Source organism: Paenibacillus sp. RRE4, from assembly GCF_031844205.1.
Lineage (GTDB): Bacteria > Bacillota > Bacilli > Paenibacillales > Paenibacillaceae > Paenibacillus > Paenibacillus xylanexedens_B.
Map to the genome: position 1 here is coordinate 159,181 of NZ_JAUZUT010000001.1, position 23,929 is coordinate 183,109.

At 47.4% G+C, this 23,929-nt stretch carries 19 protein-coding genes; 18 read left to right on the forward strand and 1 reads right to left on the reverse strand.

Going from position 1 to position 23,929, the window contains the following annotated elements; translation table 11 throughout:
* The first annotated feature begins 47 nt into the window (after positions 1–47).
* The 5 genes from Q9R46_RS00730 (at position 48) to Q9R46_RS00750 (ending at position 9,512) form a co-directional block, all read left to right on the forward strand.
* Complete coding sequence (locus Q9R46_RS00730) at positions 48–743, forward strand: ABC transporter ATP-binding protein (protein ID WP_145333086.1); 696 nt, start codon at positions 48–50, stop codon at positions 741–743.
* Positions 744–768: 25 nt separating this feature from the next.
* Positions 769–2,139: an ABC transporter permease gene (locus Q9R46_RS00735; RefSeq protein ID WP_311278576.1), complete on the forward strand. Its 1,371-nt coding sequence runs from the start codon at positions 769–771 to the stop codon at positions 2,137–2,139.
* A 59-nt stretch (positions 2,140–2,198) separates the two neighbouring features.
* Entirely contained in the window at positions 2,199–3,314 is a 1,116-nt protein-coding gene (locus Q9R46_RS00740; RefSeq protein WP_311278577.1) for an efflux RND transporter periplasmic adaptor subunit, read from the forward strand.
* 518 nt (positions 3,315–3,832) lie between these two features.
* Positions 3,833–6,274 carry a glycoside hydrolase family 6 protein gene (locus tag Q9R46_RS00745; RefSeq protein ID WP_311278578.1) on the forward strand — a complete coding sequence of 814 codons (2,442 nt, stop codon included), beginning with the start codon at positions 3,833–3,835 and terminating at the stop codon, positions 6,272–6,274.
* A gap of 928 nt (positions 6,275–7,202) precedes the next feature.
* Positions 7,203–9,512 (forward strand): rhamnogalacturonan lyase, encoded by a 2,310-nt coding sequence (locus tag Q9R46_RS00750; RefSeq protein WP_311280912.1) that lies wholly within the window; start codon positions 7,203–7,205, stop codon positions 9,510–9,512.
* A 115-nt stretch (positions 9,513–9,627) separates the two neighbouring features.
* Here Q9R46_RS00750 and Q9R46_RS00755 read toward each other — a convergent pair whose 3' ends face one another.
* Positions 9,628–10,251 (reverse strand): histidine phosphatase family protein, encoded by a 624-nt coding sequence (locus Q9R46_RS00755; RefSeq protein ID WP_311278579.1) that lies wholly within the window; start codon positions 10,249–10,251, stop codon positions 9,628–9,630.
* Between the two features lie 116 nt (positions 10,252–10,367).
* Here Q9R46_RS00755 and Q9R46_RS00760 point away from each other — a divergent pair, with 116 nt between their 5' ends.
* The 13 genes from Q9R46_RS00760 (at position 10,368) to Q9R46_RS00820 (ending at position 23,856) form a co-directional block, all read left to right on the forward strand.
* A complete protein-coding gene (locus tag Q9R46_RS00760) occupies positions 10,368–10,982 on the forward strand; it encodes a Type 1 glutamine amidotransferase-like domain-containing protein (protein ID WP_311278580.1) in 615 nt (204 codons plus the stop codon).
* An 81-nt stretch (positions 10,983–11,063) separates the two neighbouring features.
* The gene (locus Q9R46_RS00765) at positions 11,064–12,041 is read left to right on the forward strand and encodes an AraC family transcriptional regulator (protein ID WP_311278581.1); all 978 of its coding nucleotides are present in this window, start codon (positions 11,064–11,066) and stop codon (positions 12,039–12,041) included.
* Positions 12,042–12,332: 291 nt separating this feature from the next.
* The gene (gene licT / locus Q9R46_RS00770; RefSeq protein ID WP_311278582.1) at positions 12,333–13,184 is read left to right on the forward strand and encodes a BglG family transcription antiterminator LicT; all 852 of its coding nucleotides are present in this window, start codon (positions 12,333–12,335) and stop codon (positions 13,182–13,184) included.
* A gap of 196 nt (positions 13,185–13,380) precedes the next feature.
* Positions 13,381–15,330, forward strand: coding sequence for a beta-glucoside-specific PTS transporter subunit IIABC (locus Q9R46_RS00775; RefSeq protein ID WP_311278583.1), 1,950 nt, complete (start codon positions 13,381–13,383; stop codon positions 15,328–15,330).
* A gap of 26 nt (positions 15,331–15,356) precedes the next feature.
* Complete coding sequence (locus tag Q9R46_RS00780) at positions 15,357–16,121, forward strand: ChbG/HpnK family deacetylase (RefSeq protein ID WP_311278584.1); 765 nt, start codon at positions 15,357–15,359, stop codon at positions 16,119–16,121.
* Between the two features lie 231 nt (positions 16,122–16,352).
* A complete protein-coding gene (melA, locus tag Q9R46_RS00785) occupies positions 16,353–17,858 on the forward strand; it encodes an alpha-glucosidase/alpha-galactosidase (RefSeq protein ID WP_311278585.1) in 1,506 nt (501 codons plus the stop codon).
* A 381-nt stretch (positions 17,859–18,239) separates the two neighbouring features.
* Entirely contained in the window at positions 18,240–18,593 is a 354-nt protein-coding gene (locus Q9R46_RS00790; protein ID WP_311278586.1) for a PadR family transcriptional regulator, read from the forward strand.
* 2 nt (positions 18,594–18,595) lie between these two features.
* Positions 18,596–19,297 carry a permease prefix domain 1-containing protein gene (locus Q9R46_RS00795; RefSeq protein WP_311278587.1) on the forward strand — a complete coding sequence of 234 codons (702 nt, stop codon included), beginning with the start codon at positions 18,596–18,598 and terminating at the stop codon, positions 19,295–19,297.
* Entirely contained in the window at positions 19,294–19,854 is a 561-nt protein-coding gene (locus Q9R46_RS00800) for a DUF4825 domain-containing protein (RefSeq protein WP_311278588.1), read from the forward strand. The genes Q9R46_RS00795 and Q9R46_RS00800 overlap by 4 nt, the downstream gene beginning before the upstream one ends.
* Before the next feature lie 128 nt (positions 19,855–19,982).
* The gene (locus Q9R46_RS00805) at positions 19,983–20,753 is read left to right on the forward strand and encodes an amino acid ABC transporter substrate-binding protein (RefSeq protein WP_090917704.1); all 771 of its coding nucleotides are present in this window, start codon (positions 19,983–19,985) and stop codon (positions 20,751–20,753) included.
* 186 nt (positions 20,754–20,939) lie between these two features.
* A complete protein-coding gene (locus Q9R46_RS00810; RefSeq protein WP_090917706.1) occupies positions 20,940–21,599 on the forward strand; it encodes an amino acid ABC transporter permease in 660 nt (219 codons plus the stop codon).
* A 33-nt stretch (positions 21,600–21,632) separates the two neighbouring features.
* The gene (locus Q9R46_RS00815) at positions 21,633–22,388 is read left to right on the forward strand and encodes an amino acid ABC transporter ATP-binding protein (RefSeq protein WP_311278589.1); all 756 of its coding nucleotides are present in this window, start codon (positions 21,633–21,635) and stop codon (positions 22,386–22,388) included.
* A 1,096-nt stretch (positions 22,389–23,484) separates the two neighbouring features.
* Entirely contained in the window at positions 23,485–23,856 is a 372-nt protein-coding gene (locus tag Q9R46_RS00820) for a hypothetical protein (protein ID WP_145333100.1), read from the forward strand.
* The last annotated feature ends 73 nt before the right edge of the window (positions 23,857–23,929 follow it).

The following is a 23,929-nucleotide window of genomic DNA, read 5'->3' on the forward strand; positions in this document are numbered from 1 at the left end:
ATACACAGAAATACATAATCAGGAAATGGAAAGGAAGACAAGCGCGAATGCTTCAAGTTGAACAGGTATCCCATGCTTTCCGCAATGCACAGGGCGATGTTCCCGTGCTGCAAGATATTAATCTGACGATTCAAGAGGGGCAGATGGTTGCGTTGCTGGGTAGTTCAGGTTCAGGCAAGTCCACGCTGCTGAATCTGATGGCTGGTCTAATGAAGCCCACGCAAGGCAAGATTTGGATCGCGGGACAAGATATTGTGCGTTTCAACGAGAATCGCCTGGCGGAGTTTCGGCGCAGCCATATTGGCTTTATTTTTCAATCCTACGAGCTATTGTCCAATCTGACGATCCGGGAAAATGTAGAGTTGCCTCTGGTATTTATGGGGATCAGACCATCCAAACGCAAAGAAAAGGCGCTTCGCCTGCTGGAGCAAGTGGGACTCGGCGACAAGACGAATCTCTTTCCGTCGCAGTTATCCGGTGGTCAGCAGCAACGGGTCAGTATCGCCCGCTCGCTCATCACGGAGCCTTCGGTCATCTTTGCAGATGAACCGACGGGTAATCTGGATACGGAGACCGAGGAAGAGATTCTTTCCATTTTGCAGCAACTGAACAGAGAGATGAAAACAACCTTTGTCATTGTGACACACGAAGCCGAGGTGGCCGAACAGATGCAGGTTGTACTGACGTTACAGCAGGGGAGATTGGTCGAACAGCAACAGGTTGCCCAGTTGCAGCATGTATGAGAGTTAATGTAAAAGGAGAGGAACAGTGAGAATACGGGACGTAGTGCGCATGGCCTGGGGACAGATCATTCGGCGCAAAGTGGTCACACTACTCTGTATGATCGGTCTGTCAATCGGTTCGGCAGCGATGATTATTGCACTGAGTGTGGGACAGTCGGTACAGACATACAGCGAGAAAACGTTAAATGATAACTACAAGATGGATGAGATTACGATCAGCCCGAACGAGGGAATCAAAACGGGAAATGGAAGCGGCGGAGGCGCGAAGAGTACGTTTGAACGCGGCGCGCTGACGATGGAGAAAATTCGGATTATTCAGCGCCTTCCGCATGTTGTCGCTGTGGCTCCTATGCTGAAACTGGATGCGCTCGATATGGTGCTTCCGGATGGACGCAGCTCCTACGTGGAAGTGATTGGAACCGAGATGCAGACGTTGAGCGGGTTTGGATATAAATATGCACAGGGTAGCGGAACTGGCAATGGCAGAGTTGCCGTTGTGAATTACGGAGCGACCTACGGATTTATTGATTCAAAAGTAACTCAGAAGCTGTTTGAGCAGTTAAATTCCGATCCCTATAACAATGATCTTTTGCAGCAGTACAACGAGATGATGATGAAGCAGGATCAACTGATGCAGCAACGTATACAATTTCGGTATGAGGATTTTACGAATGGCAGAAAGACCAAGATGAGTGGAACGATACGTGTATCGGGTGAACTAGCCAAACCATCCAATATGGATGATATGAGCGCTCAGAATGACAAGAAAGTATATGTGCCGCTGGATACAGCACGAGCTTTGCAGGATGAGCTTGGACTACAACAGGCTGACAGCCCGGCGCTCAAACGTCTCAATTCCGCATTAGTGAAAGTGGATAACAAACGGCATGTGGCTCAGGTGGAAGAGCAGATCAAAAAGCTCACGTTGAACACGCAAAGCAATCTTTTCCAGGAAGAAGCCATGGCTGGACAGCTTGCGATGTATCAGAAAGCAGCCATCGGTATTGGCGGTTTTATTATGGTGCTGGCTTCACTGTCCATTATTGTGGCAATGATCATGTCCACGCATCAGCGGCGTAAACAGATCGGGGTTATGAAGGTGCTTGGCGCCAACCTGTGGCAGATTCGTCAGATGTTTATCGCGGAGGCGGCCATGCTGGGATTCATTGGTGGTGTGGCTGGTGTAGGCATTGCGTTTGCTGCGCTCGGTGGGGTGAACCAGCTACTTGCGAGTCAGATGGCGGATCAGGCAGGCGGACCGATGACGGTGATTATTCAGCAATCGGCATTGCCATTGGGGATTGTTTTTGCTGTGCTCGTCGGTGTGGTATCGGGTATCTATCCAGCCATCAGTGCATCGCGAACCAACGCGCTAAGCGTTATTAAATCGATGTGATGTGTGATGGCTCAATGAGAGACGAGCGTGCAGGGCCAAACGTGGGGACACTTGGAAATATGAACAGACTCAAACTTATCAGTGAAAGGGATACAGGCATGAAGAAATGGATCAGCATCATCACTACGATTGTACTTATGGCAGGCGCAGGATACTGGGTGTATGAGAAATACAAACCCCAGCCCGAAGCGCCTGTTGAGATTCCACCGCCCATCACCTTTGATGTGACACAGGAGACGATGACACAGACCATTCAAGTGAAAGGGAAATCGGTCTATACCGAGCAGACGGATGTGTTTGCACCGTATACTTCTAACATTAAACAGTGGCATGTCAAGAACGGGGAACAGGTGAAAAAAGGGGATGTTTTGTTCACGCTCGATACGTCGGCATTGCAGACAGAAGTCAGTCAGATGCAGAGTGATCTGGATAAAGCCCGGTTAGATGTGGAGATGAATCAGATTAGCATCGACCAGGCCGGCATGACCGAAACATTAGGTGTGACGGAAGAGGAACGTAAAAAAGCATTCGCGGACCGGGAGAGCAAACGTCTGGCGAACGAGCTTAGCCGAAAAGCTTTGGTTCTCAAAGAGCAGGAGATCCGAAAGAAGCAGGACGTCATGAGCAAGGCAGTTGTGTATGCTGCGACCACGGGAATATTTCAGTTGAACGAGCAGGATAACAAAACACGGGCCGTTACGGAAGGGCAGTTAATCGGCTCAATCACGAACACGGGCAAAATGAAATTCAATACGATTGTTGGTGAGGAAGAGATGTTCAAGCTGAAGGAGGGCATGCCAGTACAGGTGCGCATGAGTGCGCAGAAGGATCTGAAATTTACCGGAAAAGTAAGCAAGGTATCCAAATTTGCCCGGAAAAGCACGGATACCGATCTGAAGCAGGCCTCTCAGTTTGATGTTGTCATTGATCTGAAGCCGGATGTTCGCATGTATGGAGGTGTCAGTCTGGAAGGAGACATTGAAACGATGCGCAAGGACAAGGTGACTGCCGTATCGAGTCTTGCCATTATGCGTGATCAGCCCGAACCTTACGTGCTACTGGATAAAGGGAACGGACAGACGGAGCAGCAAGCGGTTAAGACAGGCATGGAATCGGGAGATAAAACGGAGGTTGTTAGTGGTTTGAAGCCAGGGGATGTTGTTGTTATTCCATAGAAGGAGGTAAAAGCTTATTGCGGTTTTGTGCCGTAATGAGCTTTTTCTATTGCGACAGAGAGAAGCAAATTCCTTCTTTTTATGTGGAAAAAAATATAATTTAATTTATATAATTCAATTTACTGTAATATTTACATGTCGTATAATCACACTATAAGGAGGTGAGCAAGGAGTCATACGAGAGATCAAATTTTTTTAAAGGTTAAATGGAAAGCGCTTACGCAAAGTTAGTTTGCATTCAACGTTCTCTTCACACTTCAATTCCAAGATGATGATTTAACTACTCCACCACGGTTTACTCTCAAGATTCAACCCCCACACAAGCTCACACACAGCAATTCTACTGAAAACACCCGACGTTTATTTTTATTTGCTCTTTGACTTCAGCCCTTTTAATTATGGAGGTGACCGAAACACCACACATTCTTTCATGCACTTTGTGCCATGCATCCTGCTTCTACACAGAGGAACAGCAGACATGAGTCGAGACCAATCTTATCTAAGGGAAAGGTGGAACTATGAAGAAAACATTGAAAACCAAATCAAGAGGCCAGAAGCTGCTACGTAAAGGTGTAAAACAAATGATGGCAGCTGCGCTGCTTGCGGCAGGAATTTTCCCCGGCATGTCTCCAGGTGTGACACAGGCGGCGGAGGCACATGTGAACAATCCTTTTGTGGGCGCCACGGCTTATCTCAATGAGGACTACTCTGCACTTGTGGACACCTCTATTGCAATTACCAGCGATGCTTCGCTGAAAGCGAAGATGGAAACGGTGAAATCTTACCCTACCGCGGTATGGATTGACCGTATTGCAGCCATCTACGGCGGGGCCGAGAATGCTGGTCGCAAGAGCGTGGAAGAGCATCTGGATGCGGTTCTCGCTCAGAAGAAGCCAGGCGTACCTATTACGGCTTCCTTTGTCATCTATAACTTGCCGGGTCGGGACTGCCATGCCCTCGCTTCTAACGGTGAGCTTCCTTTAACCCAGGCAGCTTTACAGACGTATAAAACGGATTACATTGACGTGATCGCAGATATTTTTGCTGATCCCAAATATCAGGACATCCGCATTATCGCTGTTATTGAGCCAGATAGTTTGCCTAACCTGGTAACCAATCTGAGCACACCAGCTTGTGGTCAAGCGGCTTCAACGGGGATTTATGAAGCCGGGATTAAATATACGCTCGATAAGCTCCATGCGATTCCAAACGTATACAACTATCTCGATATCGGTCACTCCGGCTGGCTCGGATGGGATAACAACCGTTCTGGAGCAGTCGCGCTCTATACCGATGTAGTAGGGGACACGCTTGGTGGACTGAGCAGTGCGGATGGATTCATTACGAATACTGCCAATACAACACCGCTGTCCGAACCAAACCTCACCAACCCGGATCTGAACATTGGTGGACAACCGATCCGTTCAGCGAAGTTCTATGAATGGAATCCGTACTTTGACGAAACCGATTTCACAGCGAAGTTGTATGCCGATTTCGTACAGGCAGGATGGCCAGCGAGCACAGGTTTCCTCATTGATACCAGCCGTAACGGATGGGGCGGGGTGAATCGTCCAGCTACGGCTACAGGCAGCAATATCAATGATTATGTGAATTCTGGTCGTGTGGATCGCCGGGAGCACCGGGGTAACTGGTGTAATGCAAGCGGAGCAGGTATCGGAGAAGCGCCAAAGGCAGCTCCAGGACCTGCGCATCTGGATGCGTATGTGTGGGTGAAACCGCCAGGTGAATCCGATGGCTCCAGTTCTGAAATTCCGAATAATGAGGGTAAAGGCTTCGACCGGATGTGTGATCCAACGTATACAACCAAAGATGGCGTGCTGACTGGCGCATTGCCTAACGCGCCGGTATCAGGTCACTGGTTCCATGATCAGTTCGTACAACTGGTGAAGAACTCCTTCCCTGTACTCTCCGAGAATGGTGGAGGTAACCCTCCGGGTGGAAATACAGCACCAGCGGCTCCAGCTACGTTAACCGCTGCGGCTGGCAATGCTCAAGTGACGTTGACATGGGCGGCATCGACAGGTGCGACGAGTTATACGGTGAAACGTGCCCTGACAGCATCCGGTCCATTTGTAACGGTTGCTGCGAATGTCAGCGGAACAACTTACACCAACACGGGCTTGACGAATGGGACAACGTACTATTATGTCGTGACAGCAAGTAATGCAGCAGGCGAGAGTGTGAACTCTGCATCTGCTATGGCAACACCGGCAGCCGTTGCAACGGCTCCAGCGGCACCCACAGCGTTGACAGCAACAGCTGGCAATGCACAGGTGAGTCTGGCCTGGACGGCATCGGCAGGTGCGACCAGCTATAACGTGAAACGTGCCCTGACGGCAGCGGGTCCATTCACGACGGTTGCATCCAATGTAACGGCAACGTCGTATATCAATACTTCGCTGACGAATGGCACAACCTACTATTATGTGGTGAGTGCGGTGAATGCAGCTGGGCAAAGTGCTAATTCTACGGTAGCCTCTGCAACACCAACGGGTGTGGTTGTACCAACAAGTGATCTGGTGGTGCAATATCGTGCAGGGGATACCAATGCAACGGATAACCAGATCAGACCGTTGTTCAACATCAAAAACCTGGGTAGCACCGCAGTGGATCTGAGTGATTTGAAACTTCGTTATTATTTCACCAAAGAAGGTTCGGCGGCAATGGATTCTGCCATTGACTGGGCAGTGGTTGGCGCAGCCAACATCGACCGTACCTTTGGAGATGGATATGTTGAGCTGAGCTTTAAGTCTGGAGCAGGAAGCATTGCTGCTGGTGGGCAATCAGGCGATATTCAGCTTCGTATGTTCAAAACGGACTGGTCCAACTTTGACGAGAGCGATGACTATTCCTATGATCCAACGAAAACATCTTATCAGGATTGGAATAAAGTCACACTCTATCAAGGTGGCAGCCTTGTATGGGGAATTGAGCCTTAAAGGTTATTCATTTGGTGATTTAGTGCTAAGGTACGTGTGAGTGTACCCACAACTTGTCAAAACAGAGCTGTTTTCTGGTCATCCATTGACCGGAGGCAGCTCTGTTTTTGTCTAACGATCTCAGGAGAGCTTATTTGGTGAAAAAGAGGCATGATGAAATTCTAACGATCCGTAGCGACGCTATCTCGATGAATTTTGGTGATTTCCATGTAATTTGCCTTGTTTGGGAGGAAATAAGGTCACTGGTGATCGTTAGAATTCAAAAGTGGCTGAAAACGGCTGAATAGGCTCCGTGGAGATCCTTAGCATTTTTTAGAAGGACGTGTTTGTTGAAAAAGCATAACAGGATGAATGAGCTTGGAGCGCTATCCGACGGTTGGGATGAATGAGCTATAATGATAAGGCTTTGAAGACGGTCCATTTTTCATCATTCACCGTTGTACACTCTGACCGATATACACTGAATATTGATCGTTTTGCACGGATATTTGCCTATGGTTAGGCGGTAAGGATGTCTATAATAGTACCCGATGGATGGTAACTCTTGCTACGAAGGAAGTAAAGAGAGCGGAAGGGGGATCGGAGGAACCGGAGATAGAAGTACGTCAGACCCACTAAATTCTTTCTTGAATTTCATTTCGCTCCATAATGTAAGCGCAACCATTTTTCCTTTGATGTATGAAAATGAACCTGACCTAACGAGCATGAATCTGATCTTCGTATGAACACGAAACTGACCAGACCATTAACTTGTTCAGGTAGAAGCATTATTACCCATTCTAACCAAGGAGAGTGAAGGTTGATGAACTTAAGATCAGTAGAAGATAATCGAATTAAACATAGTAACAGCACCGGCGACAGAACCCATGTCAGTACGAATGTCAGCCAAAAGAAGAGCATTAGCACTCATAGGGCAAAACGATCACGCATGCCTCTCGGGGCCAAAGTGCTCTCTTCTGCACTCAGCCTGGCTTTGATTCTAAGCGGAACCGCCGGGATCAGTGGAGCGGATGCTTCACAATCCCAACCCCAATCTCAGGAGAAAAGCATTCAACTGGAGAAGCTGGATCGCGGGCTGGTAGCGGCTTCGACGTCCGAAGGTGTGTTTCTAAGCTGGAGATTACTTGGGGACGAGGCAACAGGGTACAGCAACAAGGGGCTGACCGGGACGGATTTCAACGTTTATCGGGATGGCAAAAGAATCGCAACCGTCACAGACAGTACCAATTATGTGGACAGCACAGGCACGACATCTTCTCGTTATGAAGTTGCCGCCGTGAACAGCAAAGGCAAAGAAAGCAAACGTAGCTCATCCGTCAGTCCTTGGGCGAACGGTTATGTTGATATTCCTTTGCAAAAGCCAGCTGACGGTGTAACGCCTGCGGGCGAAGCATACACCTACAGTGCCAATGACATGAGTGTCGGTGATGTCGACGGGGATGGTCAGTACGAGTTTTTTGTGAAATGGGACCCATCCAACGCCAAGGACGTGTCGCAAAAAGGATATACCGGCAACACCTACGTCGATTGTTATACACTGGACGGACAACTGTTGTACCGGATCGATCTCGGGGTTAACATTCGTGCGGGAGCACATTATACACAGATGCTTGTCTATGATTTTGACGGAGATGGCAAGGCTGAACTGATGTTCAAGACTGCCCCGGGCACACAAATAATCAAGTACAACAAAAAGGGCAAACCAACCTCACAAAAGTACATCACACTGCCGAAGGAAGATCGCAAGGCGGGGGTGACACACGAGGACGATTATCGCCTCAGTGCGGAAGGGTACTATGACCATGTGGTCGATATGTTCCGGAACTGGCATAAACACGAAGAGGTTGTAAAAGGAAACTGGCCTGCGACACTGGAAGAGGCATTTGGAATCGAGAAGAAATACAACTATCCGTTATCCGGGCAGGATGCGGAAAGTCTGGCCGACTACTTTATAGATGTATATGCACCGCAACGGAGCGCCCGCAATGAACTGCGCAAGTTCGAAGGGTTTATTGTGGACGGGCCGGAGTATATTACCGTATTTGAAGGCAAGTCGGGAAAAGAATTACAGACCGTCCCGTATGAACCCGAACGTCATGATGACGGCCTGATGTGGGGCGATTACGCGATGGCACGCATTGAACCGGCAAACCGGGTAGACCGTTTTCTGGCCGGAGTTGCCTACCTGGATGGCAAGAAACCGTCTGCGATTTTTGCACGCGGATATTATACTCGCTCCACCATGGCTACCTACAACTGGGATGGCAAGAAACTGAAAAAAGAGTGGATGGTAGACAGTGGCTGGACACCGATGAAAAATCCGTTCAATGACGGGCCGCATGGTGTAGATGGTACAGACCCGCAGTACGGTTCGATTACAACACAGGGAGCACACTATTTCAGTGTGGCGGATGCAGACGGTGACGGCAAACAGGAGATCATCTATGGTTCGGCTACCATAGACCACGATGGTAGTGTGTTATACAGTTCCACTGATGTGATGCCGCCGGAGAGCGCTGCACCGGGAACGATTGCCCGTCTAGGACACGGAGATGCACTGCATGTCGCGGATATCGACCCGGATCGCCCGGGACTGGAGATCTTTATGGTGCATGAGGGCGGACCTTGGGCGCCGTACGGATATTCCCTGCGTGATGCCAAGACCGGAGAAGTGATTTATGGCGGATATACAGGCAAAGATACCGGACGCGGTATGGTCGGAGATGTCGATCCAACCCGGCGCGGGCTGGAGACATGGGCTGTCGGATTATGGACGGCACAGGGCGAAAAAATAAGTGACCAGGCGCCTGGAACCAATATGAGCATTCGCTGGGCCGCCGACATGACCACCCAAATCGTAGACGGTGCCATCGATGTTACGCCTACAATCAAAGACTGGACACGCGGCACAGTGCTGACCGCGACAGGAACCTTAACCAATAACCACACGAAAGGTACACCATCGCTGGTTGCCGATGTATTCGGAGACTGGCGTGAGGAGATGCTGGTGCGTACAGCCGACAGTTCAGCGATCCGCATCTATCTGAGCACCGAAAAAACAGATCGCAAGCTGTATACGCTCATGCATGATGCGATGTATCGTGTAGGTATTGCTGGACAGAATAGCGGATATAACCAGCCTTCGTATCCTTCCTTCTACATGGCATCGGATATCGATTGGTCGAAGGTGACGTTGCCGAACTTCTATACTCCGGGGAAAGGCAAAGGGGATAAATAAGACTGTCCGCTTAGAATAGAAAGAGAAAAGATGTAAGCTAACCGCAAATAGCTCTGGAATTCGCTTCTGTGTAATGATCACGCAGAGACATTCCAGAGCTTTTTTGTACATTCAACTACTTCTCGATGTCTTCAGTCAAGTGTGTTGCGGAAGCAAATGATTCCAGCGTATATTGACCGTCCTGAATCAGTAACTTGGTGATGGAACACTCGGGAACGAGACGTTTCTGCTCAACCAGGAAATTCGGATGCCATCTGTTCAGTTCTTCTTCGGAAAACGTTTGCACCAGGAAATCGGTAATCAGACCGCCATGGGTAGCCAATACAATATGACTGCCGGTTGGCGCCTGCGCAGCCAGTTCGTCAAGCAAAGAGGCCAGCCGTGTACCTGCCTGTTTGGCGGAGTCACCAACATGTGGAATGAACTCCGGGTCTGCGGTACACTGGTCCCACAAAGCTACAAATTGTTCAAAAGTCTGCTCGGGATCATCACCCCAATTGGCTCGCTCACGCAAGCGTGCATCTTCCAAGACGTCAGACCCGGTAAGGGAAGCAATGGCTTCGGCGGTTTCCTGTGCTCTCCGGAGTGGACTCGCTACGATCCGGTGGATGGGATATGGAGCTTTCGAGAAATGCCGGGCGGTCAATTGGGCCTGACGGCTACCTTCGGCAGTAAGCGGCACGTCTCCAATATCACTTTTTTTGACACCATGTCTGACCAGATAAAAGGTTGTACTCATCGCATGAAATCTCCTTCAACATTGGATTTAGAAATGGCAGATAATGATATAATGATTTTATACTAAGCTTATAGGAACTTAACCTTTCGATCCATTACAATTTGGAGGATATTAAAATGAAAAAATTGTTTTTGTCTTCTTCTTTTGATGACACAGCAAGCTTGTTGAACACACTGGAAGCAACGTTAGCCGGAAGAACCGTCACCTTTATTCCGACAGCCGCGTTTCCCGAGACATATGATGCATATATACACGAGGGCAGAAAGGCGCTTGAGAAGTGGGGACTTATCGTACAAGAATTGGAAGTATCCACGGCATCTTCTGAAGAAGTAGCAACGAAGCTACAACAAAGTGACTTGATCTATGTGTCGGGTGGCAACACCTTTTTTCTGTTACAGGAGCTTCGCAGAAGCGGAGCAGCAAAGTGGATTCAGGCTCACATTCAAGAGGGGAAAATATATATCGGAGAGTCGGCAGGCTCCATCATTCTCGCCCCTGATATTGCATATGTGAAAGCTATGGATGATTGCACGGTAGCACCGGACTTGTCCAGTTACGAAGGGCTGAATGCCATTGATTTTTATCCCGTGCCGCATGTGGGGTGTCCCCCATTTGTAGAGTCGGCAGCTCAGGTCATGGATGAGTATCAGTCCACACTGCCTCTCGTGCCGATAACGAACTCCCAGGTTATTGTCATGGATGGGGAGCAGTACCGGATTAGTAGCATCTAACGTCAATTTTAACGATGTTTATTTCAAAAATAGAGCGAATACTTCTGCACGCCATATCGTGCTTGAAGGGAGGTTGCAGGGATGGGAACGGGATCAGGATCAGGATCGTTAACGAATCATACACAATCCTTTTCAGGCAGTCTTTTTCAGGAACGCCTTCGCACCGAAGATTGGGGGCCGCGTTTTTTCGCTTATTATTATAAACAATGGGATGATTATCAGATGTCCTACCACACTCATGACTCCACGGAAATTATGTATATCATTACGGGCATGTGCCGAGTGGATGTAATGATGGCAGACGGAAGCTCGGAACAGGCGGTGTTGAAAAAAGGACAGTTTATCCTGCTGGATGCAGGGGTTCCCCATCGGCTGATGGTGCAGGACGGCGTGCCGTGCCGAATGCTCAATGTGGAATTCGGTTTTGCGCGTACAGCATCTGGACAACTTACCATAAAGCAACTTGCGCTGGAAGAGGATACGGTTCATGCTTTTCTGAAACATATGGCGCCTTATCTTGTATTACCCGACCCGGAAGAGGTGTATTACACCATGAAAAGCCTGGTGCTTGAACTGGATCAGCGTGGTCTGATGGAGCAACGGCAGAGACAGGAGCAGGGAACGTTAGTACGAACCCTTTTTATCCAATTACTCGTTCGGATTGCCAGGTTGCGAGGCGAGATGGAACGAAGTGCACTGGATCAGACAGAGCTCTATGTCAAACGTACGATTGAATTTATGCATCACAATATGGATCGCAGTATTCAGATGAAGGATATCGCGGCAGCAGTCAATTTACATCCAGGGTATTTGCACCGCATTTTCCGTAATTATATGCAATGGACTCCGACCGACTATCTGACGATGCTACGGATGGAGAAGGCCAAAATGTTACTCCAGCAGACCAATATTCCTATCTCCGAAATTTCAGACTATGTGGGTGTGGGCAGTCGGCAGTATTTTCATATGCTTTTCAAAAAATATACAGGCAAGACGCCTGTTCAATACCGGGATTCCATGGAGCGAATACAGTGGAGCTACCCCGAGGAACTGGAGTAAAAGCAGGGCCGACGGGCCAGAACAGGCGGGTAGAAACTAAATGTTGAACTGAAAGGGTATTCATGATATCCTTTGTTCAGAAGTAACCCATTCGTCGATAATGTAGTAGTAATTGAATATATTCAGGATTGTGACTGTTCGGCAGGCGATACCTAAATTGTTCGTAGTAAACATGTGTTGTGCATGTTACTGCTTCAATTTAGGTTTTTTTTATAGGAGATTTTAATTTTTTGGAAAATTTCATGGAATATTATAGCGGGACGAGCCTGTGATGAGTTGGGGGTGATGCAGATGAAGATTAGGAAAATTTTTAATAACAATGTAATTTTACTGACGGATGATAACGGGCACGAAATGATCGTGATGGGAAAAGGGATCGGGTATAACAAACATAACAGTGATGTTATCGATTTTTCGCAAGTGGAAAAAAAGTTCGTCGTTGAAAAAGCGACGTCTGACAAACTGATGGGGCTGATTGGCGAGATTCCAACCGAACATCTGGAGTTGTCGAACGAAATTATTGAATATGCGGAACAACAGCTTGCCCTCAAATTCAGTGACAACATCTACATTACCCTGACAGATCATATCAGCTTCGCACTGAGAAGATTCCCTGAAGGTATCATTGTAAAGAATGCTTTGCTGTGGGAGATCAAAAAATTTTATGCAGCCGAATATGAAGTTGCCTTTAAGGCGCTCCACATTATTGAACAGAAAACAGGTGTGAAGCTGCCAGAGGATGAGGCTGGTTCCATTGCCCTTCATTTTGTGAATGCACAGCAGCGTGGGCAGGATATGAAACAAACCTATCAGATGACGAAGATTGTTAACGATCTGGCCAACATTGTGAAATACCATTTTGGAATCAAACTGGACGAAAACTCGATTAATTACAGCCGTTTCCTCACACATTTGCGGTATTTTGCGTACCGAATCCTTCATGATGAGTTGATTCCGGAGGATCGAGATTCTTTATACGATCATGTAAAGGACAAGTATCCCGAATCGTACGCGTGCGCGAAAAAGATTAGAAACTACCTGGAGATTAACTACGAGAAGAAAACAACGAACGAGGAAATGGTTTATTTCATGATCCACATTCACCGGGTCACGAACCGTGAGCATGATCTGACGGAAGAATGAAGAAATATTGATACAAACTATACATTAGGGATTGTGACTGTTCGGCAGGCGAAACCTGAACTGAGGCTTGTGTATTGACTAAGGTCAGTAGACGAGCTTCAGTTCAGGTTTTTATTTTGTCATCGTAATATGTCATGCGAATGGACGAAGTAAAGTTCTGAATTGTAGAGATTATACAAAGTATGGGGGGAACAACATGGATCATCTCAAATTAGCTCAAAACATTGTAGACCGCGTTGGAGGAAGGAAGAACATTCAATCGCTGACGCACTGCGCTACCCGTTTGCGATTTGTCTTGAACGATAACCGGAAGGCCGATGCAGACACACTCGAAAACACGGCAGGCATCCTGAAGGTGGTTGAAAGCGGCGGTCAATTTCAGGTTGTTGTAGGCAATGACGTGTCAGAGGTGTACAAACATATCGTTGCCGAAGGGGAATTCGATAAAGCAGGGTCCGGTGCAGGCTCTGAAAAAGAAAAGAAGAGCCTTCGTTCAGCCATCTTTGGTCTGATATCGGGTAGCCTAACGCCATTAATCCCGATATTTGCCGGAGCTGGTCTGGTCAAAGCATTGTTAATTGTTCTTGAAAGAGCAGGCTGGATTGCCGTGGATAGCGGAACATACGCTATATTGGCTGCTGCGGGGAACTCTATCTTCTATTTCTTGCCGATTCTTCTTGGCATCACGATTGCCAAAGTTCTAAATGTGAATTCATATGTGGCGGCTGCAATCGGGGCTGCATTGATGGAACCGAATTTTACGGCATTGACAGCTGCAGGAAATACAACTCATTTTCTAGGAATACCTGTATCGTTAATGAATTACGCTTCGTCGGTCTTTCCGATGTTTATCGCCGTTAGCATCTACGCGGTTCTGGAAAAGTTTTTGAAGAAAATGATGCACAAAAATGTGCAGTTGTTCGCGGTCCCGTTCTTCTCTCTTGTCATTATGGTACCGCTCACGGCCATGTTGATTGGTCCTTTCGGACAGTATGTAGGTCAATGGATTGGGGATATCGTTAATTTCCTGATTAACAGCAACTCAGTCATCGCCGGAATTATTCTGGGGGGAACGTGGTCGTTTCTTGTATTGCTTGGATTACACTGGGCGACGGTGCCTATTATTATGGGGAATCTGAGCGCTGGCGGCGATCTTATTGCACCTCTTGCGGCGACATCTGTAGCGGCTTCGATGGGGATTGGTCTCGGGGTATTCCTGAAAACAAAGGATAAAGATCTTAAGGCTTTGAGCGGTTCATCTTTCCTTTCTGCCATCTTGTCCGGGGTTACTGAACCGATTCTGTACGGTATCATTCTGCGTTATCGCAAAACACTTATTTATTTGGTAGCCGCTGGAGCCATTGCTGGTGGTCTGATGGGGTATCTCGGCGTGAAGTTAATTGTGTTCAATTTCTTCCTCAATGTGTTCACACTGCCAGCCCAGAGTCCGATGTTGTATTACATTATTGGGGTAGTGACTGCGATTGCGGGCGGAGCCCTGTGTGTGGTGCTGTTTGGCTACGAGAGTAAGAAAAATGATCAGGTTGCTGAAGGTTCGAAGGTACAGAAAGACGAGAATAACCCCGTTGAAGGAAAAAGTGAAAGTGCAAGTAACCAGCACTCAGCATCTGAATCGTCCACGGCGAAAATGGAACAAAATGCGGCTGGGATCGACGCGAACGTAGCGATGGAAAGCTTGATTACGAGTCCACTCGAAGGCAAAGTAATTCCGCTTCATGAAGTGGAGGATGTCGTATTTTCCTCGGAGTCGATGGGGAAGGGCGTAGCCATCATTCCGTCCAAAGGTCAGCTGGTATCCCCGGTAGACGGCGTCGTGTCGGTCACGATGAAAAGTGCACATGCCATCGCAGTCACCTCGGATGAAGGTGTTGAAATTCTCATGCATATCGGCATAGATACGGTAAGATTGAAAGGGCAGTATTTTACTCAGAAGGTGCAGCAGGGGAATCGAATCCGCAAGGGAGAGGTACTGATTGAATTTGATATGGATCAGATCCGGAACGAAGGTTTTAAGCTAACCACGCCAATTGTGGTGACGAACTCCGATCAATTCCGCGATATTACGCCGTTGCTGTCAGAAGGAACGGTTGCTGTCACAGAGGAACTGTTATCTGTTCGATCCTAAATCAGATCAGAGAGGAGTAGAGCAAGATGAAGCTGATTGTTAACGCAGATGATTACGGTATCACGCTGAGAGTGAGCGAAGGCATCCTTCATGGAATGAAACACGGTCTGATTACAGATACCTCGGCGTTGGTGAATTCGGTACATTTTGAGAAGAGTAGCGTTATGGCCCTTGAAGCGGGCATTACGGCTATGGGGGTTCATCTGAACTTGACGTTCATGACCCCTGTGCTGGAAGCTTCGGCTGTTCAGAGTATCGTGGACGAGTCGGGCCGTTTCTATCGAAAACCTGGACTTATTCCTTCGACCTATGATCCCGGGGAAGTACGCGCGGAGTTGAAGGCACAGATCGAGAAGTTTCTGGCTTCCGGGTTAACGTTGAATCATCTGGATACCCATCATGGGGTGAGTGTGAAAGATGCACAAATGCTTGACTTGGTCATGGAACTGGCTCGGGAATATAACGTTCCCATGAGAAGAGATGATATCTTATCTCCGGAGTTGAACGGCAAGCTTGTGGATGCGGGGATTCGGACTACGGATATATTGTGTGGTGATCCAGCTATGCCTACTCTGCAGGAATCATGGTTGCGCGGGGTACTGAATCAGTATAAGGATACGGAAAATATTGTTGAGATTGCTGGACATCCAGGTTATGCGGATGAGGAACTGCGCAGCATCTCATCTCTGGTAGATGAGCGTGAGCATGATCTTGCGGTGTTGATCAATCCCGCGCTACGGGAATATGTGACAGCACAAGGTATTCAACTCATTAGCTACAGCCGGCTGTAGGGGAGACACGGCCGGTTCATCGTTTCAGAGTTTAGCAGGTATTCATCGAATATGTAAGAAGATACAAGTGAATATCAAAGGAATAGGAGAATTAAGTTAGGATTTTTGACACCATGCTCCTGAACAGGTCATGATTTTGATAACGCTCTCCTTACCTCTGTTGCTACAATAAACCCATGAAGCAAGTCATTAACCGAAGCCGGAAGGTTCGGATTACGGGAGGACATGTACATGTCGTTTAAAGTGGCGTTTATCGGGGCGGGAAGCATTGGTTTTACAAGGGGATTGTTGCGTGACTTGCTCACCGTACCGGAATTTAATAACATCGAGATCGCATTCTGCGATATTAATCAGCATAATCTGGACATGGTCACCGAGCTGTGCCAGCGGGATATCCGAGAGAACGGATTGAATATTCGGATTCAGCCGACAACCAATCGGAGAGAAGCGTTGAAAGACGCCAAGTATGTTCTGTGTACGATTCGTGTAGGGGGACTGGAAGCTTTTGCAACCGATGTCGATATTCCGCTCAAATATGGGGTGGATCAATGTGTCGGGGATACGCTGTGTGCAGGCGGCATTATGTATGGACAGCGCGGAATCGCCGAGATGCTTGAAATCTGCAAAGATATTCGCGAACAGAGTGCGCCGGATGTATTGCTCCTGAATTACTCGAATCCAATGGCAATGCTGACATGGGCTTGTAACAAATACGGTGGTGTGCGCACGATCGGACTATGCCACGGCGTTCAGCATGGACATCAACAGATTGCGGAAGTGTACGGACTGCAAAAGAGTGAAGTGGATATTGTCTGTGCAGGTATCAATCATCAAACATGGTATATTCAGGCGTCCCACAAAGGCAGGGATCTTACCGAAGGTTTGCTGGAAGCTTTTGAGAAGCATCCCGAGTACAACCGGACGGAGAAAGTTCGGATCGATATGCTGCGCCGCTTTGGTTATTACAGTACGGAATCCAATGGTCATTTAAGTGAATATGTGCCATGGTATCGCAAACGTCCTGAAGAGATTAATGACTGGATTGACATGGGAAGCTGGATTAACGGTGAAACGGGTGGATATCTACGCGTGTGTACAGAGGGCCGCAACTGGTTCGAAACGGATTTTCCAAACTGGATGAAGGATGATCCGATGCAGTATTTACCGGAGAAACGCGGCGAAGAGCACGGCTCCTATATCATAGAGAGTCTGGAGACGGGACGTGTGTATCGGGGTCATTTTAACACGGTGAACAACGGGGTGATCTCCAACTTGCCGGATGATGCCATCATCGAAGCACCGGGTTATGTAGATCGTAACGGCATCTCGATGCCGCATATCGGCGAACTGCCCCTTGGCCCAGCGGCGGTGTGTAATGTAAGCATATCCGTGCAACGTCTGGCGGTGGAAGCTGCAGTGCATGGGGACGATCAGCTGTTGCGACAGGCATTTATGATGGACCCGCTGGTAGGCGCGGTTTGTAATCCGAAGGAAATCTGGCAGATGGTCGATGAGATGCTGGTTGCACAGGCGAAGTGGTTGCCACAGTACGGTGACGCGATTACAGCTGCAGAAGAGAGACTTGCTAAGGACGATCTTATTCCAACCAAGGCATACGAAGGCGCTGCACGTCTGAAGGTCAAAACGGTAGAAGAGATGCAGGAAGATCGGGAGGCCGCGAATAAAAACGCAGGTGAGTCCGACAAAGGCAAGGATCGGGAGAAGGTACAGCAGTAGAGAGTGTGATAACAGTAGAGGATGCGGGGGAAAATAGTCAGTACAGAGGTATAACAATAACCAGCGCAAAAGCATCAAACAGCTAGATGGTAAGTTTGCTGATGGAAATGACAGCATGAATGAGGCAGTATAACAGCTTGATAATCTGACTTAGATTACAGAGAGAAAGAAGCGGAAAAGAAGAGGAAATGAGGACGGAGCAGCAATAGGGCTGCTTCGTCTTTTTGTTTTTTTTGGATTGCAGGGAAATTGCGAATGGGAAAACAAAGGGGTAGAGAAGAACATAAATTCAATTACAATGCACAACATATTACCTTTACAGACATAGTAATATGTCTTATAGTATACTCAGAGTAAGAGGGAGAGCGGTGAGACGCACAGATGGATGTACAAGTGATTAACAGTGACCTGATTCGGGGCAATATTGATCCCATTATTTTGAGTGTGCTTATTCCGGCAGACAACTATGGATATGGCATTATTAAGGAAATATATCGCAAAAGCGGGGAGCAGTTTGAACTCAAGGAGCCGACGCTGTATTCCAGTCTGAAACGGCTGGAGAAGAGTGGGTACGTGGAGTCTTATTGGGGTGAGGAGACGCAGGGCGGAAGGCGGAAATACTACCGGATTTCCAGCCAAGGACATGAAGTTTATCAATTACAGGTTCAAGCTTGGCATGCAGCCAAAACCTTAATCGATTGCATGATTGCCACCAGTGAAGAAGGAGATGAGTAAGGATGACGCTCGAAAGACGGATGAATCGGCATTTGGAGAGTTTGTTTGCAGGTGTACAGGATACATTGGAGCATCGGGAGTTGAAAGAAGAAATTCGCAGCAACCTCGCCGCACGAATAGATGATTATCTGGCCGAAGGCATGAGCGAGGAGCAAGCTTTCCAGACAGCGATACAGCATATGGATGGTATGGAACAATTCATGAGTGATTACCGACTCGTAAAACGTATTCCTTACTGGACAGCATTGTGGCAATCGACCTTGATCTACAGCCTGGTTGCCTGGATTATCACGATTCCTACACGAGTGATGTTGGGCGGTGCTGCTCTGAACAATCTGCTTTTGATCATTAGCCTGATTGTGGGCGCTGCTTATGTCGTTTATTTGATGAGCAACAGGGAGAATGGCAATGGATCTTCCAATCCAGATCATACAACGCGGATTCGTATGCCCATTTTGAAGCAGTGGCAACGCAGAGCATGGTGGCTGTGGGCGGCAGTCGTACTTGCGCTTTGGGGTACGCAGGCGGCTTTGCGGTTTGGAAGCAATATTTGGTTTAACCGACCCTTTCAGGTGAATGGACCCTACCAGCTCGCTGTCATTTTGTTTGCTTTTGCGTTACCGCTACTTAGTATCCTCATTCCGTTGGTTATTCACCGGGCATACCGGATCGTTAGCAAATATGAAGTGAGTGATGGCATATGAACAGGAAAAATCTGTGGATTGTTTCCTTATTTATTATCGGGTTATTGGGTCTTGTCGTGGTGGAAGGGTTCATTAATCCTAAAATTGCGGCAGAACAGAGTCGATATGAAGCCGAGCAGAATAGCCCGCTGACGCATGATTTTACCGCCTTGGCCAAATATCAGAATGCATACATGGGGAATTTCTCTAATCTAAGTCATCTGAATCAGAATCTGCCGTTACATGAGCAGTTGGATGGCTATCAGCTGTTTCCTGAGACATTGACCGCTCAGATTAATTACAGTGTGAATACAGATGAGATGGATGCGGTGCAACTTGATCGAATCCTCGTGTATAACGCTCTTGCAAACTTTGTACTGATCGATAATCTGGAACAGATTGTCTACCAGTTCAAAGACACACGGGTTGTATTTGAACGTAAGCTCGCGCAGCGATGGGCTGGAACAGAGCTTAATGCGCTACAGAAGCCGGAGTGCTGGGATTCTACCGTTCGCGAGAAGCTGGTGGAACCGGCTGAAGTGCGGGCTTTATTTTCACAAATTGTTGACAATTCTTAGGGTTGAATTCGCTGGAAATGGGCAAGGTGCTCGACTCTTCTCTCATGCTATGTTATTATAAGGCTCTGATAACGTGGTAACGAACTAAAGCGTTTGAGCTTGGTCATAGACATGGAGGGGTACGAGAGATGAGAAAGAAAGCAATTCTACTATTATTTATTAGCATATGTATGATCATTATGGCGGGCTGTTCCAGCTCGGCAAGTAAAGACGAGAATACGATCATTGTAGGGATCGACGATAAGTTTGCTCCAATGGGCTTCCGGGATGAGAAGAATGAAATTGTCGGGTTCGACATTGATTATGCCCGTGCAGCTGCGGAGAAAATGGGTAAAAAGGTGACTTTCCAGCCGATTGATTGGTCTTCCAAAGAGTCGGAGCTTAACAGCGGCCGGATCGATATGATCTGGAACGGATACACGATTACAGACGAGCGCAAAGAGAAAGTGCTTTTCACCAAGCCTTATCTGGAGAACAGTCAGGTGGCGATTACTCTGGCAGACTCCCCGATTACGAAGCTGGATGAACTGGATGGCAAAAATGTAGGATTGCAGGCACTGTCCTCAGCGGCAGATGCGCTGGCGGCAAGTCCTCTAAAGGATAAAGTTAAAGCTTCCGAATTCAAAGATAATGTACTGGCGCTGACTGATCTGAAAACGAAACGTCTGGACGCAGTCATCATTGATGAAGTGGTCGCAAGATATTATATGTCGAAGGAAGAAGGCACCTTCAAATTGCTGGACGAATCGCTGGCGCCAGAGCAATATGGCATCGGGATCAAAAAAGGCAATGAAGAACTTCTCAATCAGCTGCAAAATGCGCTGGATGAGCTGAACACGGACGGCCAAGCCGCTGAAATCTCTAAGAAATGGCTTGGTGAGGATAAGGTTCTGAAGTAAGAAGAATCATTTAGAATTGAATTTGCGAATTGGAAAGTAGCCAGGTGAAACACACCTGACAAATAATGATGTGAGCTTTTCCTAGTTGGGGAAACTGTACTCACGAAAACGATGACCCCGTATTCCATGCTGGAGCGATATGCTTCCAAGGAGTGCGGGGTTAACAGATTAGAGGAGAACTAATTCATGAATTGGGACTATATTTCAACGATTATAAAACCGATGCTGGAAGGTGCACAAACGACGATTTTCTTATTTTTACTTGCGATTGTGCTATCGGTACCCCTAGGATTCGCGGTAACGTTGGCGATGCGGAGCCAGTTCAAACCGCTGGCGTGGATTGCACACACATACGTCTATGTAATGCGTGGGACACCGTTACTTTTGCAAGTATTATTTTTCTGTTTCGGCCTTCCATTACTTCCAGTCATCGGAGAGTATCTGGTCTTTGATCGTTTCATTGCAGCGGCCATCGCATTTATTCTGAACTATGCAGCTTACTTCGCCGAAATCTTCCGGGGCGGATTATTGTCCATTGATAAAGGGCAGCATGAAGCGGCCAAAGTGCTTGGACTCACGAAGTGGCAGACCATGACGAAGGTCATCATTCCACAGATGGTTCGGGTAGTACTGCCAGCGACAGCAAATGAGGCAATTACGCTGGTTAAGGATACGGCATTGCTCTACGCTGTAGCTGTACCCGAGTTGCTCTATTATGCGCAAGCCGCAGTGAATCGGGACTTGCAACTCATTCCATTTTTCGTAGCGGCGATTATGTATTTGCTTATGACTCTGGTGCTTACCTTGTTATTCAAGGTTCTGGAGAAGCGTTTTTCGTATGAATAAATCAAATCTGTTCAATCAAAGGACTGTCTGCATATGACCTATAGTATAGAAGTAAATCAGTTGAAAAAATCATTTGGCACGCTGGATGTGCTGAAACAAGTCTCTTTTAACGTGGAGCCAGGGGAAGTGATTGCAGTTATTGGACCTTCCGGTTCGGGGAAAAGCACGATGCTGCGCAGCCTGATCCACCTGGAAGACGTTACGGGCGGAACGATTCGCATTCAGAATCAGTCGCTGGTGGACGATGGAAGGTACGCAGGGGTTGCCGAGATTCGGAAGATTACCGATCGTATGGGCATGGTGTTTCAGCATTTTAACTTGTTTCCGCATCTGACTGTACAGGCGAACCTGGAACTCGCACCGAAGACGTTGAAAAAAGAGAGTACCAAAGTCATTCGTAGCCGCAGTGCGGAATTACTTGCCAAGGTTGGACTATCGGACAAGGCCGATGCTTATCCGTCGAATCTGTCCGGTGGACAGAAGCAGCGCGTAGCGATTGCCCGCGCTCTGATGATGCAACCGGATATCCTGCTCTTTGATGAGCCGACTTCGGCTCTCGACCCGGAGCTGACGGGAGAAGTACTTCGCGTCATCAAGCAACTGGCACAGGAAAACATGACGATGATGATTGTCACGCACGAGATGAGCTTTGCTCGCGATGTGGCGGATCGCGTCTTCTTCATGGACAATGGCGAAATTGCCGAGCAAGGCCCGCCAGATCAACTCTTTGGTGCACCAAAGCTCGCACGTACCCAGACGTTTTTGAAACGGGTGGATATGGAAGAGTAACGGTGGAAAGTGATGTAAAACAGGTGCGAATGCCAAGCTCCCATGAAATCCCTGGGGGATTCGCACCTGACCATAGGCTAATTTGAACCCTTTTGGCAATTTACCTTGAATATTTTAGGTTTTTTATATTAAGATGAAACTAATTAGTGTATGAATTAAACGAGAACACGTAATAAAGTATACAATCTATGCTTTTATTACGTGTTTTTTTGCTGTCGCACTCCGTATGGAGTGCGTGGTTTGAAATCTTTTCGGTTTATTTTCGGGTCGCGTTGTTCCTACGTCGCACTCCGTATGGAGTGCGTGGTTTGAAATTCCTCGTAGGATAGCAACTCGTAAATCGGATCAATGTCGCACTCCGTATGGAGTGCGTGGATTGAAATAATGACCTCATGTGCCACTCGTGTGAATCCATCGGTCGCACTCCGTATGGAGTGCGTGGATTGAAATATTAAGAGTGACGGCAGTTTTACATCACGAGAGTTGTCGCACTCCGTATAGAGTACGTGGATTGAAATTCACCAGCCGCGTCATTATCCGTCCCGATCACGAGTCGTGCTCTGTTTAGAGTGCGTGGATCGAAATAGGATATGGAACTTTAGATATCATGTCTGATTTTCCCGGCTTCGCTTACACCTAACACGCTAACGATCACACAGGAGCTTATTTTGCGATTTCAGCGACCATTGAAAATCTAACGATCACCACGAGCGCTATTTGGGCTGAAATCCTCAAAATGTAGCGTGAATCGCTGTATTTCAAGTAAATAAGGTTTCTGGTGATCGTTAGAATTTTAAAATGGCTGAAAAGGGTTAAATAGGGTCTCTGGTGATCGTTAGAATTTGGGAAGCCGGAGATCGTCCACAGTCGGGTGAATCTGGTATCTGGCAAACCGGAGATCGCCCATACTAGTGTTCATTTAGAACGAAACGTTCCCCAGAGAAAATATAGGTGGGAGAAACCTCCAGTTCATATACTCTACCCGAGAGACACGCACCACTATTTTTGATAAAACTGTGAGCCGGTTGGTTGATGCAGTCTTTAGTGTTATAGTTTTGACTGCGGGTGTATTTTACATATTAGGAGTACGATCAATATGCTGCTGATTACTAGAAACTTAATAGATCGACTAATCGAACCTTACAAAGAAGCCGATATGCTGGCCTGTTACGTTACATCACAAGGGATTTCCTCAACGACAACTCGAGCTATATTGCTGATCAATCATGACGTGCTTAAAATTTTGTTCCTTAATTTATTTTCTTCCAAAGTTGTCCAAATGGTTCGAATACCCCTTTCAGATCTGGAGCAACAGCGACTCAAATCCGGGGTTTCGTTGGCGTCGATATGGTCATTTCAGTCTCATGGTATTCATTATCGGTTTAGCATCATCAAAAAAATGCTTACGCTCGGCTCCATGCAAGCAGTGTTTCTAAAGTTTGTTGAAGAACATGTTGTGAGAGCCTGACGATAAGTATAAAATCTTTTGGCGTATAACGTGAAATCAGCAAAGGCTATCATATTAGTTAAAAAAGCAAATT

Excerpts from the sequence above, each read along its gene's own strand:
- Q9R46_RS00730 (WP_145333086.1), top strand. The coding sequence starts at position 48 with ATGCTTCAAGTTGAACAGGTATCCCATGCTTTCCGCAATGCACAGGGC.
- Q9R46_RS00740 (WP_311278577.1), top strand. The coding sequence starts at position 2,199 with ATGAACAGACTCAAACTTATCAGTGAAAGGGATACAGGCATGAAGAAA.
- Q9R46_RS00745 (WP_311278578.1), top strand. The coding sequence starts at position 3,833 with ATGAAGAAAACATTGAAAACCAAATCAAGAGGCCAGAAGCTGCTACGT.
- Q9R46_RS00750 (WP_311280912.1), top strand. The coding sequence starts at position 7,203 with ATGCCTCTCGGGGCCAAAGTGCTCTCTTCTGCACTCAGCCTGGCTTTG.
- Q9R46_RS00755 (WP_311278579.1), bottom strand. The coding sequence starts at position 10,251 with ATGAGTACAACCTTTTATCTGGTCAGACATGGTGTCAAAAAAAGTGAT.
- Q9R46_RS00760 (WP_311278580.1), top strand. The coding sequence starts at position 10,368 with ATGAAAAAATTGTTTTTGTCTTCTTCTTTTGATGACACAGCAAGCTTG.
- Q9R46_RS00765 (WP_311278581.1), top strand. The coding sequence starts at position 11,064 with ATGGGAACGGGATCAGGATCAGGATCGTTAACGAATCATACACAATCC.
- licT (WP_311278582.1), top strand. The coding sequence starts at position 12,333 with ATGAAGATTAGGAAAATTTTTAATAACAATGTAATTTTACTGACGGAT.
- Q9R46_RS00775 (WP_311278583.1), top strand. The coding sequence starts at position 13,381 with ATGGATCATCTCAAATTAGCTCAAAACATTGTAGACCGCGTTGGAGGA.
- Q9R46_RS00780 (WP_311278584.1), top strand. The coding sequence starts at position 15,357 with ATGAAGCTGATTGTTAACGCAGATGATTACGGTATCACGCTGAGAGTG.
- melA (WP_311278585.1), top strand. The coding sequence starts at position 16,353 with ATGTCGTTTAAAGTGGCGTTTATCGGGGCGGGAAGCATTGGTTTTACA.
- Q9R46_RS00790 (WP_311278586.1), top strand. The coding sequence starts at position 18,240 with ATGGATGTACAAGTGATTAACAGTGACCTGATTCGGGGCAATATTGAT.
- Q9R46_RS00795 (WP_311278587.1), top strand. The coding sequence starts at position 18,596 with ATGACGCTCGAAAGACGGATGAATCGGCATTTGGAGAGTTTGTTTGCA.
- Q9R46_RS00800 (WP_311278588.1), top strand. The coding sequence starts at position 19,294 with ATGAACAGGAAAAATCTGTGGATTGTTTCCTTATTTATTATCGGGTTA.
- Q9R46_RS00805 (WP_090917704.1), top strand. The coding sequence starts at position 19,983 with ATGAGAAAGAAAGCAATTCTACTATTATTTATTAGCATATGTATGATC.
- Q9R46_RS00810 (WP_090917706.1), top strand. The coding sequence starts at position 20,940 with ATGAATTGGGACTATATTTCAACGATTATAAAACCGATGCTGGAAGGT.
- Q9R46_RS00815 (WP_311278589.1), top strand. The coding sequence starts at position 21,633 with ATGACCTATAGTATAGAAGTAAATCAGTTGAAAAAATCATTTGGCACG.
- Q9R46_RS00820 (WP_145333100.1), top strand. The coding sequence starts at position 23,485 with ATGCTGCTGATTACTAGAAACTTAATAGATCGACTAATCGAACCTTAC.